Source organism: Microbacterium sp. AC026 (assembly GCF_979258475.1).
In genome coordinates this window covers 1,399,188-1,415,250 of the sequence record NZ_OZ409857.1, presented here as the reverse complement: position 1 = coordinate 1,415,250, position 16,063 = coordinate 1,399,188, and the positions used below count along the sequence as shown (strand labels likewise).

The 16,063-nt window shown below is 65.7% G+C and carries 16 protein-coding genes and 1 tRNA gene; 13 read left to right on the top strand and 4 right to left on the bottom strand.

The genetic code is table 11. From position 1 onward, the window contains the following. Positions 1-50: 50 nt before the first annotated feature. Positions 51-3,926, top strand: coding sequence for a DNA-directed RNA polymerase subunit beta' (rpoC, locus tag ACZZ93_RS07125; protein ID WP_053098902.1), 3,876 nt, complete (start codon positions 51-53; stop codon positions 3,924-3,926). Positions 3,927-4,013: 87 nt separating this feature from the next. Here rpoC and ACZZ93_RS07120 read toward each other — a convergent pair whose 3' ends face one another. Then, complete coding sequence (locus tag ACZZ93_RS07120) at positions 4,014-4,604, bottom strand: hypothetical protein (protein WP_394195296.1); 591 nt, start codon at positions 4,602-4,604, stop codon at positions 4,014-4,016. Between the two features lie 85 nt (positions 4,605-4,689). Between ACZZ93_RS07120 and ACZZ93_RS07115 the strand changes: the two genes are divergently transcribed. From ACZZ93_RS07115 to ACZZ93_RS07080, 8 genes are all read left to right on the top strand, one after another. Continuing rightward, the gene (locus tag ACZZ93_RS07115) at positions 4,690-5,619 is read left to right on the top strand and encodes a carbohydrate kinase family protein (protein ID WP_072590821.1); all 930 of its coding nucleotides are present in this window, start codon (positions 4,690-4,692) and stop codon (positions 5,617-5,619) included. Positions 5,620-5,705: 86 nt separating this feature from the next. Then, positions 5,706-5,790 (top strand) — tRNA-Tyr (locus ACZZ93_RS07110). 284 nt (positions 5,791-6,074) lie between these two features. Continuing rightward, on the top strand, positions 6,075-6,293 hold the full coding sequence (locus ACZZ93_RS07105; RefSeq protein ID WP_400340382.1) for a hypothetical protein: 219 nt from the start codon (positions 6,075-6,077) through the stop codon (positions 6,291-6,293). Positions 6,294-6,636: 343 nt separating this feature from the next. Further along, positions 6,637-7,089 carry a hypothetical protein gene (locus ACZZ93_RS07100; RefSeq protein ID WP_463510759.1) on the top strand — a complete coding sequence of 151 codons (453 nt, stop codon included), beginning with the start codon at positions 6,637-6,639 and terminating at the stop codon, positions 7,087-7,089. A 26-nt stretch (positions 7,090-7,115) separates the two neighbouring features. Then, on the top strand, positions 7,116-7,724 hold the full coding sequence (locus ACZZ93_RS07095; protein WP_463510758.1) for an RNA polymerase sigma factor: 609 nt from the start codon (positions 7,116-7,118) through the stop codon (positions 7,722-7,724). Beyond that, on the top strand, positions 7,721-8,695 hold the full coding sequence (locus tag ACZZ93_RS07090; RefSeq protein WP_463510757.1) for a hypothetical protein: 975 nt from the start codon (positions 7,721-7,723) through the stop codon (positions 8,693-8,695). The genes ACZZ93_RS07095 and ACZZ93_RS07090 overlap by 4 nt, the downstream gene beginning before the upstream one ends. A gap of 66 nt (positions 8,696-8,761) precedes the next feature. Beyond that, positions 8,762-9,277, top strand: a complete 516-nt coding sequence (locus ACZZ93_RS07085) for a hypothetical protein (protein WP_463510756.1) — start codon at positions 8,762-8,764, stop codon at positions 9,275-9,277. 307 nt (positions 9,278-9,584) lie between these two features. After that, positions 9,585-9,977: a hypothetical protein gene (locus ACZZ93_RS07080; RefSeq protein ID WP_463510755.1), complete on the top strand. Its 393-nt coding sequence runs from the start codon at positions 9,585-9,587 to the stop codon at positions 9,975-9,977. A 230-nt stretch (positions 9,978-10,207) separates the two neighbouring features. Here the strand turns inward: ACZZ93_RS07080 and ACZZ93_RS07075 are convergent, their stop codons facing one another. Continuing rightward, positions 10,208-10,801, bottom strand: a complete 594-nt coding sequence (locus tag ACZZ93_RS07075; RefSeq protein WP_463510754.1) for a fasciclin domain-containing protein — start codon at positions 10,799-10,801, stop codon at positions 10,208-10,210. A 218-nt stretch (positions 10,802-11,019) separates the two neighbouring features. Here ACZZ93_RS07075 and ACZZ93_RS07070 point away from each other — a divergent pair, with 218 nt between their 5' ends. The 3 genes from ACZZ93_RS07070 to ACZZ93_RS07060 are packed head-to-tail and all read left to right on the top strand — an operon-like array spanning position 11,020 to position 12,662. After that, on the top strand, positions 11,020-11,286 hold the full coding sequence (locus ACZZ93_RS07070) for a hypothetical protein (RefSeq protein WP_463510753.1): 267 nt from the start codon (positions 11,020-11,022) through the stop codon (positions 11,284-11,286). Positions 11,287-11,298: 12 nt separating this feature from the next. Beyond that, entirely contained in the window at positions 11,299-12,162 is an 864-nt protein-coding gene (locus ACZZ93_RS07065) for an FHA domain-containing protein (protein WP_463510752.1), read from the top strand. 26 nt (positions 12,163-12,188) lie between these two features. Beyond that, positions 12,189-12,662, top strand: a complete 474-nt coding sequence (locus tag ACZZ93_RS07060; RefSeq protein ID WP_053098916.1) for a heme-binding protein — start codon at positions 12,189-12,191, stop codon at positions 12,660-12,662. A gap of 520 nt (positions 12,663-13,182) precedes the next feature. On the opposite strand, the gene ACZZ93_RS07055 is transcribed toward ACZZ93_RS07060, so the two are convergent. Then, entirely contained in the window at positions 13,183-13,698 is a 516-nt protein-coding gene (locus ACZZ93_RS07055; RefSeq protein ID WP_372984381.1) for a gluconokinase, read from the bottom strand. A 10-nt stretch (positions 13,699-13,708) separates the two neighbouring features. Then, on the bottom strand, positions 13,709-15,118 hold the full coding sequence (locus ACZZ93_RS07050) for a GntP family permease (RefSeq protein ID WP_372984322.1): 1,410 nt from the start codon (positions 15,116-15,118) through the stop codon (positions 13,709-13,711). Positions 15,119-15,384: 266 nt separating this feature from the next. Between ACZZ93_RS07050 and ACZZ93_RS07045 the strand changes: the two genes are divergently transcribed. Further along, positions 15,385-15,963 carry a FadR/GntR family transcriptional regulator gene (locus tag ACZZ93_RS07045; RefSeq protein ID WP_463510751.1) on the top strand — a complete coding sequence of 193 codons (579 nt, stop codon included), beginning with the start codon at positions 15,385-15,387 and terminating at the stop codon, positions 15,961-15,963. The last annotated feature ends 100 nt before the right edge of the window (positions 15,964-16,063 follow it).

The window sequence follows — 16,063 nt, the reverse complement described above, 5'->3', positions numbered from 1 at the left end:
GCGGCCCACCTCCCCGATTTCTTCAGAAGAATTCCTACACAGGAGAATTTGTGCTCGAGTCAAACACTTTCGATGAGCTTCGCATCGGCCTGGCCACCGCGGACCACATCCGCGCCTGGTCCTACGGCGAGGTCAAGAAGCCTGAAACCATCAACTACCGCACCCTGAAGCCGGAGAAGGACGGTCTCTTCGGAGAGCAGATCTTCGGCCCGTCCCGCGACTGGGAGTGCGCCTGCGGCAAGTACAAGCGTGTCCGCTTCAAGGGCATCGTCTGCGAGCGCTGCGGCGTCGAGGTCACCAAGTCCTCGGTCCGTCGTGAGCGCATGGGTCACATCGAGCTCGCCGCTCCCGTCACCCACATCTGGTACTTCAAGGGTGTTCCCTCGCGTCTCGGGTACCTGCTCGACATGGCGCCGAAGGACCTCGAGAAGGTCATCTACTTCGCCGCCTACATGGTCATCTCGGTCGACGAGGATGCTCGTCACCGCGACCTGGGCACGCAGGAGAACAACATCCGTCTCGAGCTGAAGACGCTCGGAGACCGCCGCGACGCGAAGATCGCCGAGCGCCTGGCTCGCCTGGAGGAGGAGCTCGCTTCCCTCGAGGCGGAGGGCGCCAAGGCTGACGCGAAGAAGAAGGTCAAGGACGCCGCCGAGAAGGAGATGTCGCTCATCCGCAAGGGTGCCGACGAGGCGATCGCCAAGCTCGAGCGCGTGTGGGAGGACTTCCGCACGCTCGAGGTCGGCGCACTGCGTCCCGAGGACGACGTCTTCCACGAGCTCCAGGACCGCTTCGGTCAGTACTTCGAGGCCTACATGGGCGCCGAGTCGATCCAGCGTCGCCTCGCGGCGTTCGACCTGGCAGCCGAGGCGGAGAGCCTGCACCTGCAGATCTCCGAGGGCAAGGGCCAGCGCAAGATCCGCGCGATCAAGCGTCTGAAGGTCGTCAACTCGTTCCTGGAGACCGGCATGAGCCCGGCCGCCATGGTCCTCGACGTCGTTCCGGTGATCCCGCCGGAGCTGCGCCCGATGGTGCAGCTCGACGGTGGCCGCTTCGCGACCTCCGACCTCAACGACCTCTACCGTCGTGTGATCAACCGCAACAACCGTCTTCGTCGTCTGATCGACCTCGGTGCTCCCGAGATCATCGTCAACAACGAGAAGCGGATGCTGCAGGAGGCCGTCGACGCACTGTTCGACAACGGTCGCCGTGGTCGTCCCGTCACCGGTACCGGCAACCGTGCCCTGAAGTCCCTCAGCGACATGCTGAAGGGTAAGCAGGGTCGTTTCCGCCAGAACCTGCTCGGCAAGCGCGTCGACTACTCGGGCCGTTCGGTCATCATCGTCGGTCCGCAGCTGAAGCTGCACCAGTGCGGTCTGCCCAAGCAGATGGCTCTGGAGCTCTTCAAGCCGTTCGTCATCAAGCGCCTGATCGACCTCGGTCACTCGCAGAACATCAAGGCGGCCAAGCGCGCCGTCGAGCGCACGCGTCCCGAGGTCTGGGACGTGCTCGAGGAGATCATCCGCGAGCGTCCGGTGCTGCTCAACCGCGCGCCCACGCTGCACCGTCTCGGCATCCAGGCCTTCGAGCCTCAGCTCGTCGAGGGCAAGGCCATCCAGCTGCACCCGCTCGTCTGCGCGGCGTTCAACGCCGACTTCGACGGTGACCAGATGGCTGTCCACCTGCCGCTGTCGGTCGAGGCTCAGGCCGAGGCCCGCGTGCTCATGCTCGCGTCGAACAACATCCTGAAGCCGTCCGACGGACGCCCGGTCACCCTGCCTTCGCAGGACATGATCATCGGTCTGCACCACCTGACCACGGTCAAGGCGGGCGCAGCCGGTGAGGGTCGTGCATTCGGTTCGGTGGGCGAGGCGATCCTGGCGAAGGACGAGGGAACCCTCGACCTGCAGGCCAAGGTCCGCATCCGCATCCCGGGTCTCACGTTCCTCGAGGGCGAAGCTCCCGAGGGCTACGAGCGTCACGGTCTCGTCGACGCATCGCTCGGTCAGGCGATCTTCAACGACACGCTGCCCAAGGGATACCCGTTCGTCCGCGAGCAGGCTGACAAGAACAAGCTGTCGCAGATCGTCAACAAGCTGGCCGAGGAGTACCCCAAGGTCGAGACGGCTGCGTCGCTGGACCGCATCAAGGACGCCGGTTTCTACTGGGCCACGCGCTCGGGTGTGACCGTCGCCCTGAGCGACATCCTCACGCCGCCGAACAAGGCTGAGATCGTCGCGGGCTACGAGAAGCAGGCCGCGAAGGTCCAGTCCCAGTACGAGAAGGGCCTCACGACCGACGTCGAGCGTCGTCAGGAGCTCATCAAGATCTGGACCGAGGCGACCGACGAGGTCCAGGCTGCGATGAAGGCCAACTTCCCCGAGGACAACACCATCAACCGCATGGTGTCGTCGGGTGCTCGTGGTAACTGGCTGCAGATCCGGAACATCGCCGGTATGCGTGGTCTGGTGAACAACCCCAAGGGTGAGATCATCCCGCGTCCGATCATCTCCTCGTACCGCGAGGGTCTGTCGGTTGCGGAGTACTTCATCGCGACGCACGGTACCCGTAAGGGTCTCGCCGACACCGCTCTGCGTACCGCCGACTCGGGTTACCTGACCCGTCGTCTGGTGGATGTCTCGCAGGACGTCATCATCCGCGAAGAGGACTGCGGCACGTCGAAGGGCCTCGAGCTCCCGATCGCCGCTCCGAACTCGCAGGGTGAGCTCGTGCGCGACGCGAACGTCGAGAACTCGGTGTTCGCTCGTACGCTGGCCTCCGACGTGGTCGACAGCAAGGGCGAGGTCCTCGCCTCTGCCGGCGACGACGTGGGTGACGTTCTCATCGACAAGCTGGTCGGTCTCGGTGTCGAGAGCATCAAGGTGCGCTCGGTCCTCACCTGCGACTCCGCCGTCGGTGTCTGCGCGCAGTGCTACGGCCGTTCGCTCGCGACGGGTAAGACCGTCGACATCGGCGAGGCCGTCGGCATCATCGCGGCACAGTCGATCGGTGAGCCCGGTACCCAGCTGACGATGCGTACGTTCCACACCGGTGGTTCGGCGTCGGCAGATGACATCACGCAGGGTCTGCCCCGCGTGCAGGAGCTCTTCGAGGCTCGCACCCCGAAGGCCGCATCGCCGATCGCCGAGGCCGATGGCCGCATCACGATCGACGAGACGGACAAGGCCAAGAAGGTCATTCTGACGCCCGACAACGGTGACGAGGAAGTGATCTACCCGGTCCTGAAGCGTGCGACGCTTCTGGTCGAGGACGGTCAGCACGTCACGGTCGGTCAGCCTCTCCTGGTCGGCACGCTCGACCCCAAGGAGGTCATGCGCGTCATGGGTGCCCGCGAGGTGCAGCGTTACCTCGTCGGCGGCGTCCAGGGTGTCTACCGCTCGCAGGGTGTGCCGATCCACGACAAGCACATCGAGGTCATCGTCCGTCAGATGCTCCGCAAGGTCACCGTCGTCGATCACGCCGACACGACCCTGCTCCCGGGTGAGATGGTCGACCTCAAGCGCTACCAGGCGATCAACCGCGAGGCTGTGGCAGAGGGCAAGCGCCCCGCGTCCGGCCGTCCGGAGCTGATGGGTATCACGAAGGCGTCGCTCGCGACCGAGTCGTGGCTGTCGGCCGCTTCCTTCCAGGAGACGACCCGCGTTCTCACGCAGGCCGCCATGGAGGGCAAGCGCGACCCGCTGGTCGGTCTCAAGGAGAACGTCATCATCGGAAAGCTCATCCCCGCCGGAACCGGTCTCTCGAAGTACCGCGACGTCACGGTCGAGGCGACGGAGGAAGCCAAGAGCGAGCGCTACCCGAACCGGATCTTCGCATCCGACGGTGCGTACGCCGACGGCGACTTCGGTTACGTCGACTTCGACGCGTTCTCGACGGACGACATCACGCCGGGTACGTACAACTGATCGAGTGAGTGAGAAGGCCCCGGGCGATTCGCCCGGGGCCTTCTTCGTGCCCGGATCCGGGGTGCCTGCCGTGGACAGGGGGACGGATCAGTCGAAGAGGTGCGCCACGATGCTCGAGGTGTATCCCTCGGGCGCGAGATTCGAGTACTGGGAGTCGATCAGCACGTCGTCCCGCCAGAAGAGGGTGCGACCGTCGGTGACAGGGTACTGCTCGTTCTGCCAGGTCTTCTCGCAGCGCGTGCCGCCGTCGGGAGTGAAGCACGTGTAGCCCTCGTCGGCCACGAGAGCGTTCAGCATGTCGAGGGCCGGCCCTCGGTTCATCAGGGAGATGGTGGTGACCAGCCGGGTGGTGTCCGCCTTCGGATCCGCCCAGATGCAGGTGAGCTCACCGTCGTCTCCGACCCCGGACGGCCCGAAGGCCGCGTCATTGAGTGGCACTCCCTCGAGCTGTGCGAGCACGTCGTCCGAGAGGATCGCCCTGCAGTCGGTCGGCAGAGCGATCGGAGTCTCTGTCGGTGTGGGAGAGGGCGACGGGCTCTCCGATTCGTCCGGTCCCGGACTCGACGACGGTTCAGCGGAATCGTTCGACGGTGTGGTGCCCGAACCGGTCGGATCGCAGCCGGTGAGCACGGCGAGGAGCAGGAGAGCCGCAGCGCCGGCGGCGATTCGAGCGTTCATGCGCTCACCGTAGCGCTGTGCCCAGCCCGCGCAGGGAGGCTGACCGAACCGCCGCAGAAGCCGCTCTCGCGGTAGTGTCGGCGGAATGAGTGATGATTCCTCCCGTATGCCCGGTGCAGTCGTCGTCGGAGACGCGCTGATCGACGAGATCCACGACGTCGGCGGGGTGCGTGAGCTGGTCGGCGGCGCGGCACTGAACGTCGCCGTCGGTCTTCGCAGGCTCGGCGTGCCGACCACCCTGATCGCGATGGTCGGGGACGACGAAGCGGGGGCGCACATTCGCGAATACCTCGACGATCACGACGTGCGGCTGATCGCCAGCGAGGCGCCTCTGGGCTCGTCCCGGGCGATCGTGCAGCGTGGTCCCGACGGCGAGCCCGTCTACGTGTTCAACGAGGCCGCGCAGCGGCGCAGCATCCGCTATTCCGACGAGGCTGTCCGTGCGATCGCCGATTCGGATCTCGTGGCCGTCAGCTGCTTCCCCTTCGACGTGCCCGGTGAGGTCGACGCCCTGCTCGACGCCGTCGGCGACACTCGCCTCGCTGTCGACCCGAACCCACGGTCGGGGATGCTGAGCGACGGTGCCGAGTTTGTGCAGGGCTTCGAGCGCGCCGCCGCAGGAGCGTCGATCGTCAAGATCGGCGCCGATGATGCGGCTCTCCTCTATGACGGCGATCTCGATGCGCTGAGGGCGCGGCTGCGCGCGCTCGGGGTGAGCGCGGTGCTCGCGACCGCAGGCGCCGATGGTGCAGCCCTCGAGTCGGATGCCGGCATCGTCACGGCGCCCATCTCGACGCTGCCCGGTCGCGTCGTCGACACCGTGGGAGCCGGAGATGCGACTCTCGCGGCCGTGGCGGCCGGCCTTGCTCAGGGGACACCCTCCGATGCGGAAGGCTGGCAGCACCTGCTCGATCGAGCCATGGATGTGGCCGCTGCGACGTGCCGAGCCGAGGGCGGCCTGCTGCGGACTCCGGAGTCGATCGCTGACGCCGATCGCGGCGTGTTCGGCAGCTGAGCGCTCGATTTCTCACGCTTGCCCTCGGCAGGTATGATTATCTATCGTGCCCCCGGTTGGCTGTCGAAGTCGGACGGGTGCGCTCTGGCGAGTTACCCAAGCGGCCAAAGGGATCTGACTGTAAATCAGACTGCTCAGCATTCGGGGGTTCGAATCCCTCACTCGCCACCATGGGGTATTCCCGGATCTCGAGGATTTTGTTCTCGTATCTCAGAATGCCAGGTCAAACGAGGAAAGCCCCCGGGAATACCGGGGGCTTTCCTCGTTTCGGTGCCAGTTCTGCTTCTTGCGTGAGCTGTCGGCAGGCCGCCCAGAGGTACCTGGGCTGGCTGGGTCGCACTGTGCGCGACCGTCGGGCAGTGGCAGCTCACCCGATGAGACAACAAGCACGACGAGAGCGTCGCAGGGCGAGCTCAGTCTCGACGTAGCAGGTGTATGAAGCGGAGGGTGTCGAGGTGGAAATCGACCCGGCGGCCTTGCCGTACCTTCGAGTCCTCACTCCCACGAGAGCACTCCTGTTCGGCTTCGTCGTCTGCGCGGTTCGGAGCCTGGCACTGACCGGCGCCTTCGAGGTCGCGTTCCGTGGCGAGAGCATGGAGACACGAGACATCGTGAAGGGGATCGACGCGGAGCTGGACCGTCTCACGGGAGGCCTGTTTCGGTTCCCGGCTTGAAGACTGCGCCCCTGGTGGTTCGAAGCTGACGCTTGCAGGCAGCACAGCGCTCGCCTTGGACGAACGACTCACCGGACGAGGCAACCTTGTTGCCGCCGCGGATCCGATTCTGGCTTTTCTCACAGAACATCGTGTCGAGATGGGGATTAGCGTCCCAGGTCTTCTCTGGACCGTTGTCCGGGGTGACACCCTCCGAAAATGTTTGTAAGGATTCTGCGGCAACTGCAAGGGCGCCTCCTAGCCACCAGCTGCGAACACGCCTCGGCAGATACTGAATTACGGGCGCACCCACGCCCTGACCCGTGTGTGTACGCGGTCCACGCCCGCCTGCCTCGGAGGCATCATGAAACGAATCCTCAGCGTCGCTGTCGCAGTGCTCGTCGCCGCGACTTTGAGCCCCGCCGTCGCGCACGCGTCCGACGACTTCCATCCCGATGTCGAGTATGCGCTGGAGGCGGTGCCGGGCGGTATCGCCCTCAGCGACACCACGGTGGTGTGGCCCGAACTAGGGATGACGCTCACCACCGAGTCGACCTCAGCCCGCGCAGTGGGAAACTGCGGCACGGGCACGTACTGCGCGTACAGCGGGAGCGGGATGAGTGGATCGAAACTGACGTTCACCATCTGCACGAACGTGAACACCTCGGCGCTTCGGTCGGTCGGGTCTATCGCTAACGGGCGCAGTTCTGGTTTGGTTCGCGCGCGCAACTCCGCCGCGACCGTCCTCGGGACCGCCGGTCCGAACAGTTCAACCGATGTGGGAACCGGCACGACGAACCTCCTCTGCACTCTTTAGTCGGGTTAGCCTGAAAGGTACGTGCGATGAGTGAGGCGGCTGCAGTGATGCGATGGGGGTTCGGGGACGGACTCCGTGTCGTCTTCGCTGTCGCTGAAGATTTCCCATTCGTCCCGACACATATTGCTGCAGGTGCACCGGCCCCGAACAAGGCCGTGGTCTTCCGGTCGCTGTTCAACGAGTACTGGCCGAAGGTGCACCGGCATCTCGAGTGCTACCTCGACAACTCCGACGAGGTCAACGAGATCGCAGCTGAGGTGTTCGTCATCGCATGGCGGAAGTTGGACGCGGTGAAGCCGATGGGCTTGCGATGGTTCATCCGCACCGCCGACAACAAGCTACGTGACGTCGACCGAAAGGCTCACTCTCGCGCGCGGGCGATGGAAGCTCTCACCCGCGGACTGCGCAGCGCAGCTGACACCATCCATCCGCTGGACGCGTTGGCGCTGCAACAGGCGATGAAGTCGCTCAGCGCTCGAGAGCGACAGGTCGTTGTCCTCACCTACTGGGATGAGCTCAGCGCCGGAGAGATCGCCGATGTCCTTCGTTCCAGTCAGGCGGCTGTGTGGACGACCCTCACTCGCGCACGAGCGAAACTGCGGGCACAGCTTGAACCGAGGGAGCGGAGATCGTGATCATTCCTGACGACGAGATCGACCGCCTGCTCCGTGCTGTCAACCCCGCCACGGCGTCCGCTGACGAGCTCAGTGTTCAGGCCATCGCTGTGCGCGAGAGCATCATCCGAGGCACGTACGCCCCCGCGCGACAACGGCGAGGATGGGCGTGGGGGCGCTTTGCCGTCGCAGTGGCGGCCATCGTGGCCATTGTGATCGTCGCGACCAACGTTCTCGCACCGGCCCAGCGGGCCACAGCGCTCACACCTCCGCCGTTGCAGTATGACAACGCTCAGCCGCTTGCGACAGTCGTGCAGGAGGCGAAGGAGCGCCTCGGGTCGACGGTGAGCGTGGTCCAGGAACGTCGAGTCTCCTCGCTCGTGTGGGGGTGGAGTATCGACCTGGCGAAAGAACGCGTCGAGTCTGTGCCCCAGAGGGTCACATTCGAGTGGGCGCCCGAGACCGGGTCCCGCAGCACCATCATCGCCGGGGAATCTCACTGGCCAGACGGTGTGCGACCCGAAGGCATCGAGGAGAGCCCGTATCAACCGGGTGACACCATCACACAGCTGGTGACGGCACCACAGGATCTGAAGATCCCCGCCGATGTGATGAACCTGAATGACGGGTCTCGCGAGTCGATGGACAAGGCACTCACCAGCCTCGGCGCGACGGAGTCCTCATCATCGGGCGAGGTCCTCGTCGTCATCGGCCGGCTGTTGAGCTATTGGACCTTGGCGAATGAGCAGCACAACATCCTCATCGACCGGCTGGTCGAGGCCGGTGGTGTCACCGTCCTGGGCGAGTCAACGGACCGACTGGGGCGCGATGTCATCGGATTGCGCGTCGCGGACCCGGCAACGACCTACCAAGACACGGTTCTCATCTCCCGCGACACCGGCCGGATCGTCGGCATGGAGAACGAGCTGACGGCTGCTCAGGATTTCATCCCCGCTGGCGTCATTGGATACACACTCTGGGACGCCAATTAGGCGCCTCTCGGTGACCGGTCCGGTTTCCTACCGAGCAACTACGGGACTTCGGGCATGGTGCTGCCGATGACTCTCAATCCGAACTTCGCGTTCTGGGAGCCCGAGATCGGCGACATGACGACCGCCAGTCACGCGGAGGTGTACTTCACCATCTCGTCGGTGCTGCATCGCGCACGTCACACAAAAGACGCCAAGTTCTCACTGTTCGAACAGCCCGGGTTCGGCCATGTCCTGTCGCCGGCGAACTTCGACCGATTCAACGACCCTGTCATCCAAGCTGCGATCCTCCACGGTGCCCGGGGAACAGAATTGCATCTCGACAACCTGGAGCAGCAGAGCCAACACATGGCCTCAGTCATCGAGACCGCGCTGCGTTCCTTGTCCGACGAAGACCGCGCTGCTTCCGCGCTTGAGTATGTTCTGTCCCTCGTACGCGGCATCGAGAAGATCGGGGCGGGTGCGCTCAGGTTGCATGTTGATGACATCCCGGCTATCGAGCGTGCTGCCAAGGCCGTTGACGTCGAAGAGGCGCCGCTCCTGCACGCGGCGCTGTCGCACTGTCTCTCCAACGGCGGAGCATGACCGAGCATGTAGACCTTGATCTGTCGGTGTCTTGGCAAAAGGTGCACGCTACTCGCGAGGGCCTCCAGCTGGTCCGACTCTCCGTCCTGCAGGCCGCTCATGGTCTCAGCGCTCTGGCGTTGAGCGTGGACCCTCGCCGCCCAAGTCTCGGGACGCCCGCTGAGGAATGGTTGGAGTCAGACGCGAACTGGACGACGAGCGAGGGCTCGACACACATCGCGAACGTTCTCGGAGGTATCCGAACGATCTGTCTGGCGGCCGCCGACCATATGGAAGTTCTCGAAGACTCGGTCAACGCGGCCGGGCCATGGTCCAGGAGGTCGGTGGGAGCAAGGTGCGCTCGCCCAGCTACACGGAGCTGGCGACCAACCTTTTGGAAGCGGCGGCACCAGACAATGGATCTCGCCCCCGTTACTCCCAGCTGTCGGGTGTTGCCCACGGTGAGCTGAGTGCGCTGCAGATGTTCCTCACCACCGAAGGCTTCGTTCTGCCACAAAACCTGCTGGTGGAGGCCGCCGCGATGGTGAGCGCGGCCTGCGTTCTGGTCGGTGACAAGCTCCGCGAGGTCGCGACATCGTTCGGGTCGCAAGAAGCGGCGAGGTGGACGGCCGCCCGAGACCGTGCCATCGCTGCGGCCCTCGCGCTGCAGCCCTGGGGAGAGCCAGAACCTGAGGACGACGGCGCCGCGGCCGAATCCTGAGTTTCGCCCGCTGGCACCTCAAGCAGGAGTAGGGCAGTCGGGGGTATCCGTGGGAATCGCGAAAGGAACGCGTGGGAAACGCCTAGGAATCGCGGGCCCCGATCCCTGTAAAGGGTAGGACTCGGGGAGATACGGGAAAACCCCACCATCTGTTCGTTGTTCTCGATCACGAGATCCACGAGCCGGAGAAACGCCCCCGTCCTCGGGGGCGTTTCCTTTCCACGGCGTGCTCACATCGCAGGAACCAGGACGCGATCGATCGTGTGGATCACTCCATTGTTCGCGGTGATGTTCACCCGCCACAGCACCAGGGCCGGGTCCCGCAGGGTGGGGCTCTCGTCACGCAAGAAGACGCCGCGCGCCCGGACGACCCCGCCGTTGGCCATGGTGAGCGACTTCGACGTGATGACCTTGATCGGGCCCAGCTTCTTGCCTGCGACGACGTGGTACAGCAGGATGTCGGCGATCTGGTCGGTGGTGAAGGCGGTCGTGAGCGTGGTCAGTGCCGCCGCCTCGGATGCGGGTGCGGTGCCCGTCAGGTCGGACACCAGCCGCAGGAAGGCTCGATCGTTCGGAGCGAAGACGGTGAACGTTCCCGCCGGATTTGCGAGCGTGCTGTCGAGGCCGGTGGCGAGCACCGCCTGGACGAGCAGGTCGTAGTCGTTGGCGTTTCGGTCTGGAGCGCCTCCTCCTGAGGCGGTGACGAGAACATCGACGATGCTCCCCGAGGGGTGTGCTGTCTCGGCTGCCTGAGCGGGCGCGGCGGTCAGGACGAGGGCGAGTGCGGCCACCCCTGCGAGGGAGGCGCGGATCTTTCCAGTCATCGTTCAACTCCATTGTCGATCGGGGTCACGGCGAGGGTCGTGACACAGGGTTATTCCGCTGGTCACCGCCGTTTGGATGCACCGGCCGCGAAGTTTCTCTGAGCTGCCTCGGAGAGCGGAAGAGAGTTTCTGGACTGTATTCAAAAACATATGGACAGAGTGATCGGGGGCGCGCATAATCGCTTCAACACCACCGGGCACCAGCGAAGGAGCACCCCATGAGTGATGAGAAGGAAACGTCCGGACTGTTCTCCGAGGCCTCGGGGCCGAGTGGAGCATCGGTCACGGACTGGACGGATCTCGGCCGAGAGATGTGGGCCTATCTGACCGGTCGCGGAGCGGCGGTCAACTACACGTTCGAGGACATGACCGTGGAAGTCCCTCGGGATATCGGGCCGGATGCGCCTCGCGCGACGTGGAAGTTCAACGGCACGCTGCGCGTGACGACCAGCGACAGCGAGTCCGGCGAGAGCCGGCCGGCCTGACGGCCTGCCACCATGATCCGTCTCGATATCGACCTGAAGGTCGAGCACGTCGCTTCGGACGGCGCATCTCCGACTCGCTTCACGGTGCGTGCCGCGGGTCGGGAGGTCGTCATCTCGTTCGAGTCCACTGCTGGCCTCACCGGCATGGGGCGCCGCGAGCTCACGCAGCTGGCACCTCTCGCCGATGCCTTGTCGCGACGAGGCCTCAGCGTGCGTGTGGAAGGGCCGAAGGGGACTCTGGTCCAGCTCGGAGACGTCAGGTCAGGGCCTGTCGGCCGTGCGATCGCCGGGTCGTCGCACATCAGGCTCGGACATCTGTCGGCGCTGCTCTCGGAGGTGAAGCACCGGGACGATGGCAGCCGGTTCCGCCTCCCCGCCCCGCCGCCCACTCTCTTCCCCCTCGTTCCCACGTTGGCACGTCGGGTGCCGCGGCGGGTGACGACCACCCACTACCTTCCCGGATCCGGTCGACCACGGCTGATCTTCGCGGTCGGGAACGGCGACTGGAACAGCACCAGGCCGCGTGAGTTCGATCTCCTTCCCGGACGGACGACGATCGGCTCGGGCAAGGACGCCGACCTGCGGCTCGAGGGAGTGGAGGCGCTGCACGCCGAAGTCCGCCACAACGAGGACGACGAGTACGTCCTGTATTCGTACGCCCCCACCGGCGGCGGGCGGCCCAATCTGCCGCACAGCTCGGAGGATGCCCGGATTCTGCGCACCGGATCGCGGATCGAGATCGGATCCTGGCGGCTGGCGTTCTATCGTGAGGAGTTCGCCGATCACGGACGCCCCTTCGGAGGGCGTCAGGGCGGCGAGTACGCCTTCCAGAGGCAGCAGCCGATTCGACCGTACGGATCGGGGGAACTCGGCTGAACAGACGCACACGAGAGGTACCGGACATGAGTGACCAGACACGGATCGCGCAGCTCGAGAAGGAGCACGTCGAACTCGTCCTGCGCCGCTTCGACCGCAGGGACGCATGGGAGCTGGGTCGCTCGATCGCAGAACGGGCATTGGCCGAGGGTCACCCGGTCGCGGTGGACGTGCGCACCCCGTCAGGGGTCCTCTTCCACGCATCTCTGCCGGGCGCGACGGCCGACAACGACGCATGGGCGGCGAAGAAGGCGGCGACCGCTCTCAGGTTCGAGACCAGCACGGCCCTGCTCGAAGCGCGCATCGAGAATGGCGGCCGGGATATGTACGAGCCGGGATGGCTCGATCCGGTCGTCTACGCGGTCGCGGGTGGGTCGGTGCCGATCCGCGTCGACGGTGTGGGTGTCGTCGCGGTCGCGACGGTGTCGGGACTTCCGTCGTCGGACGACCACGACCTGGTCGTCGAGGGGATCGCAGGGCTGGGTCTGCTCACGGAGTAGCGGCGCGGATCTCGATCTCCGCGTATGGATAGTGGCAGTCGCCGGTCGCACCTGATCGCTCGCAATCGAGATCGGGTACGAGCATCAGCATCGGCGTCCCCGTGAGATCGGGCGGCACCTCGACCGACACCGAGGTCGCTCCGACCTCGAGACGTGAACCGGTGCGCAGATCGCCCTCGGGGAGCGGATGATCACCTCGCCCGCCCAGAGCTCGTCGAGGCACTCGGGGGGATGCACTGACACGGAGACCGTCTGCCCGGCGGTGGCTGACAGCGGATCGACCGTCAACATCACAGCCACGCCATCGCAGCTGAGAGGGCTCGCACGAGGGGCGTCGCTGACCGAACCGGCGCCAAGGGTCGTCTCCGCAGTCGACGCATCGTTCGCAGGCTGAGTTCCGCCGGAGGAGGGCGAGCAGCCAGTCAGCCCGACGCTGAGCGTCGTCGCCGCGACCAGGATCCGCACAGCGCGCCGCATCGAGTTCTTCATGACTCAGAGTGTCGCGGGCCGAGGCATCGTCTCAGTAGTCCGGGTGCAACCGCAGCCGTGACGCGATCTGAGCGGCCTGCTCAGCCGGCGTCAGAGCGATGTCGATCTCGATGGCCCGCTCGTCCGCCTCCAGGGGCTCGAGCGTCGCGAACTGCGAGTCGAGCAGTGTGGCGGGCATGAAGTGCCCCTGGCGGCGCAGCATCCGCTCGAGGATCAGCTCGCGCTCGCCGGCGAAGTGCACGAACGTGACCGCATCCCGGCGAAGCACGTCGCGGTAGCTGCGTCGCAGGGCGGAGCAGGTCACGATGCCGGGCTCGCCGGCGTCGATGCGCTCATCGATCCACTCGGCGATGCGGTCGAGCCAGGGCCAGCGGTCCTCGTCGTTCAGAGCGTGGCCGGCAGCCATCTTGGCGACGTTCGCCTCGGGATGCAGGTCGTCGCCCTCTTCGAACGCCCAGCCGAGACGGCCGGCGAGCATCGCTGCCACGGTCGACTTTCCGGTGCTGGCGACGCCCATGAAGACGAGGACGGGTGCGTTGACGGACATCATGGCGCGCTCAGACGAACATGCTCAGGACGAGGACGCCGGCGAGACCGGTGACGGAGATGAGGCATTCGAGTACTGTCCATGACTTCAGAGTCTGCGGGATGCTGAGGCCGAAGTACTCCTTGATGAGCCAGAAACCCGCATCATTGACATGCGACAGGAACACCGAGCCCGAGCCGATCGCGAGCACCAGCAGCGCGACCATGGGGGAGTCGAGGGTCTCGGTGAGCGGCTGCAGGATGCCGGCGGCGGTGATCGTCGCGACGGTCGCGGATCCCGTGGCGATGCGGATGACCACGGCGACCAGCCACGCGAGGATCAGCACGGAGACGGACGACCCGGAGACGAACTGGGCGATCACGTTGCCGATGCCGGTGTCGACCAGCACCTGCTTGAATCCGCCACCCGCGCCGACGATCAGCAGGATGCCTGCGATCGGGCCGAGCGACGAGCCGACGATGTCGTTGATCTTCGTGCGGTCGAATCCGGCGCCGCGGCCGAGGATGAAGAATCCGGCGAGCACGGCGATGAGCAGGGCTATGACCGGCGTGCCGAGGAAGTCGAGCGCGACCTTCCACGGGGCGTCGGAGCCTGCGGCCGAGATGTCGGCGACAGCCTTGGCGAGCATGAGGAACACGGGGAGCAGGATGCTGAAGAGCGTCGCGCCGAACGACGGGCGGCGACGCTGCTCGATGCCCTCGTCCTCGTCCGTCACGAACAGCTCGGGGACCGGGACGTCGACCCAGCGCTCGGCGAAGCGGGCGAACAGCGGCCCAGAGATGATCACGGCGGGGATCGCGACGATCACACCGAAGGCGAGGGTGAGGCCGAGGTTGGCTCCGAGCGCGTCGATCGCGGCGAGCGGGCCCGGGTGCGGCGGCACGAGGCCGTGCATGGCCGAGAGGCCGGCGAGCGTCGGGATCGCGATGCGCATGAGTGGCGCCCCGGAGCGCCGTGCGACGAGGATGATGACCGGCACGAGGAGCACGAGGCCGACCTCGAAGAACATCGGGAGACCGATGACCGCACCGATGAGTCCCATGACCCACGGCAGCGACCGTGCGCTGGCACGGCTGACGAGCGTATCGACGATGCGGTCGGCACCACCCGAGTCGGCGAGGAGCTTTCCGTAGATGGCACCGAGGGCGATCAGGATTCCCACCCCGCCCATCGTGGTGCCGAATCCGGTCGAGAAGCTGGTGACCGATGCCGCGATGTCCATGCCGGCGATCGCGCCGGTGGCGAGCGCGCCGATGGTGAGCGACAGGAAGGGATGCAGCTTCACCCACGTGATGAGGACGATGATGATCGCGATCCCGAGCACTGCGGCGGTGATCAGCTGACCGGCGGGGCGGTCAGGGGCTGCCGTGTCGGCGACTGCCGTCATGAGCGCGTCGGCGGCGGGGGTGAAGAGTGCCATGAGCTTCCTTGATCCGGGCGTGGTTTACGACCTTATGCCGTACATAATAAGCACGCATACCACGTCATGCGCAACATAACCGAAACAATCGCCTGAGACGTCCCACGTCAACGACCCCGTGGCGGGCATACTCGACATATGACCGTCGCCGGCCCTGCAAGCCCTGTCCACGACTCGCTCGTCGCCGAGCTCGGTCGCGCGATCGTCGACGGCGAGCACCCCCGGGGTCGCGGATGCTGACGGTGGAGCTCGCTCAGGAGCGGGGAGTGTCCCGCTCCGCCGCCCGTGAGGCGGTGCGGGTCCTCGAGTCCTTCGGTCTTGTCTGGGTGCGGCGGAAATCGGGTGTCGAGGTGCGGCCGCGCGCCGATTGGAACGTCTACGCGCCCGAGGTGATCGCGTGGCGACTCGCGGGCCCCGGTCGCGATGAGCAGCTTCGGGAGCTCAGCCAGCTCCGTTCCGTGATCGAACCGCTCGCTGCACGACTCGCTGCGGTGAACGCGACGTCGGAACAGAAGGTCGAGCTCGTCTCACTCGTCGTCGCGATGAGCGAGGAGGACCACGAGGCCGACCGAGAGCGCTACCTCAGCGCGGACATCAGGCTTCACCGTCTTCTGCTGGATTCGTCCGGCAATCGGATGCTCGCCGCTCTGGGCGGCATGGTCGAGGCGGTGCTCAGGGGGCGCACGGCGCATGACCTCATGCCGCACGTGGCCAATCAGAGCGCTGTGCAGTGGCATCGGGATGTCGCGTTTGCGGTTGCGGGCGGAGATGCCGATGCCGCCGCGTCAGCGATGCGGAGCATCGTCATGGAGGCCGACGAGGCGATGCAGCGCGCTGCCGAATAGCCGAAGAGCGGCATACTCAGCCGATATCTCGGTATACGTCGGCTTTCGCAGTATTCCGGAATCGTTCGCAGACCTACGATCGGATCGCGGAGAGTTTCGC

Bases quoted from the DNA above. Each gene is read 5' to 3' on its own strand.
- ACZZ93_RS07120 (WP_394195296.1), bottom strand. From the start codon at position 4,604: ATGAACGCTCGAATCGCCGCCGGCGCTGCGGCTCTCCTGCTCCTCGCC.
- ACZZ93_RS07115 (WP_072590821.1), top strand. From the start codon at position 4,690: ATGAGTGATGATTCCTCCCGTATGCCCGGTGCAGTCGTCGTCGGAGAC.
- ACZZ93_RS07100 (WP_463510759.1), top strand. From the start codon at position 6,637: ATGAAACGAATCCTCAGCGTCGCTGTCGCAGTGCTCGTCGCCGCGACT.
- ACZZ93_RS07095 (WP_463510758.1), top strand. From the start codon at position 7,116: ATGAGTGAGGCGGCTGCAGTGATGCGATGGGGGTTCGGGGACGGACTC.
- ACZZ93_RS07085 (WP_463510756.1), top strand. From the start codon at position 8,762: ATGACTCTCAATCCGAACTTCGCGTTCTGGGAGCCCGAGATCGGCGAC.
- ACZZ93_RS07080 (WP_463510755.1), top strand. From the start codon at position 9,585: ATGGTCCAGGAGGTCGGTGGGAGCAAGGTGCGCTCGCCCAGCTACACG.
- ACZZ93_RS07075 (WP_463510754.1), bottom strand. From the start codon at position 10,801: ATGACTGGAAAGATCCGCGCCTCCCTCGCAGGGGTGGCCGCACTCGCC.
- ACZZ93_RS07070 (WP_463510753.1), top strand. From the start codon at position 11,020: ATGAGTGATGAGAAGGAAACGTCCGGACTGTTCTCCGAGGCCTCGGGG.
- ACZZ93_RS07065 (WP_463510752.1), top strand. From the start codon at position 11,299: ATGATCCGTCTCGATATCGACCTGAAGGTCGAGCACGTCGCTTCGGAC.
- ACZZ93_RS07060 (WP_053098916.1), top strand. From the start codon at position 12,189: ATGAGTGACCAGACACGGATCGCGCAGCTCGAGAAGGAGCACGTCGAA.
- ACZZ93_RS07055 (WP_372984381.1), bottom strand. From the start codon at position 13,698: ATGTCCGTCAACGCACCCGTCCTCGTCTTCATGGGCGTCGCCAGCACC.
- ACZZ93_RS07050 (WP_372984322.1), bottom strand. From the start codon at position 15,118: ATGGCACTCTTCACCCCCGCCGCCGACGCGCTCATGACGGCAGTCGCC.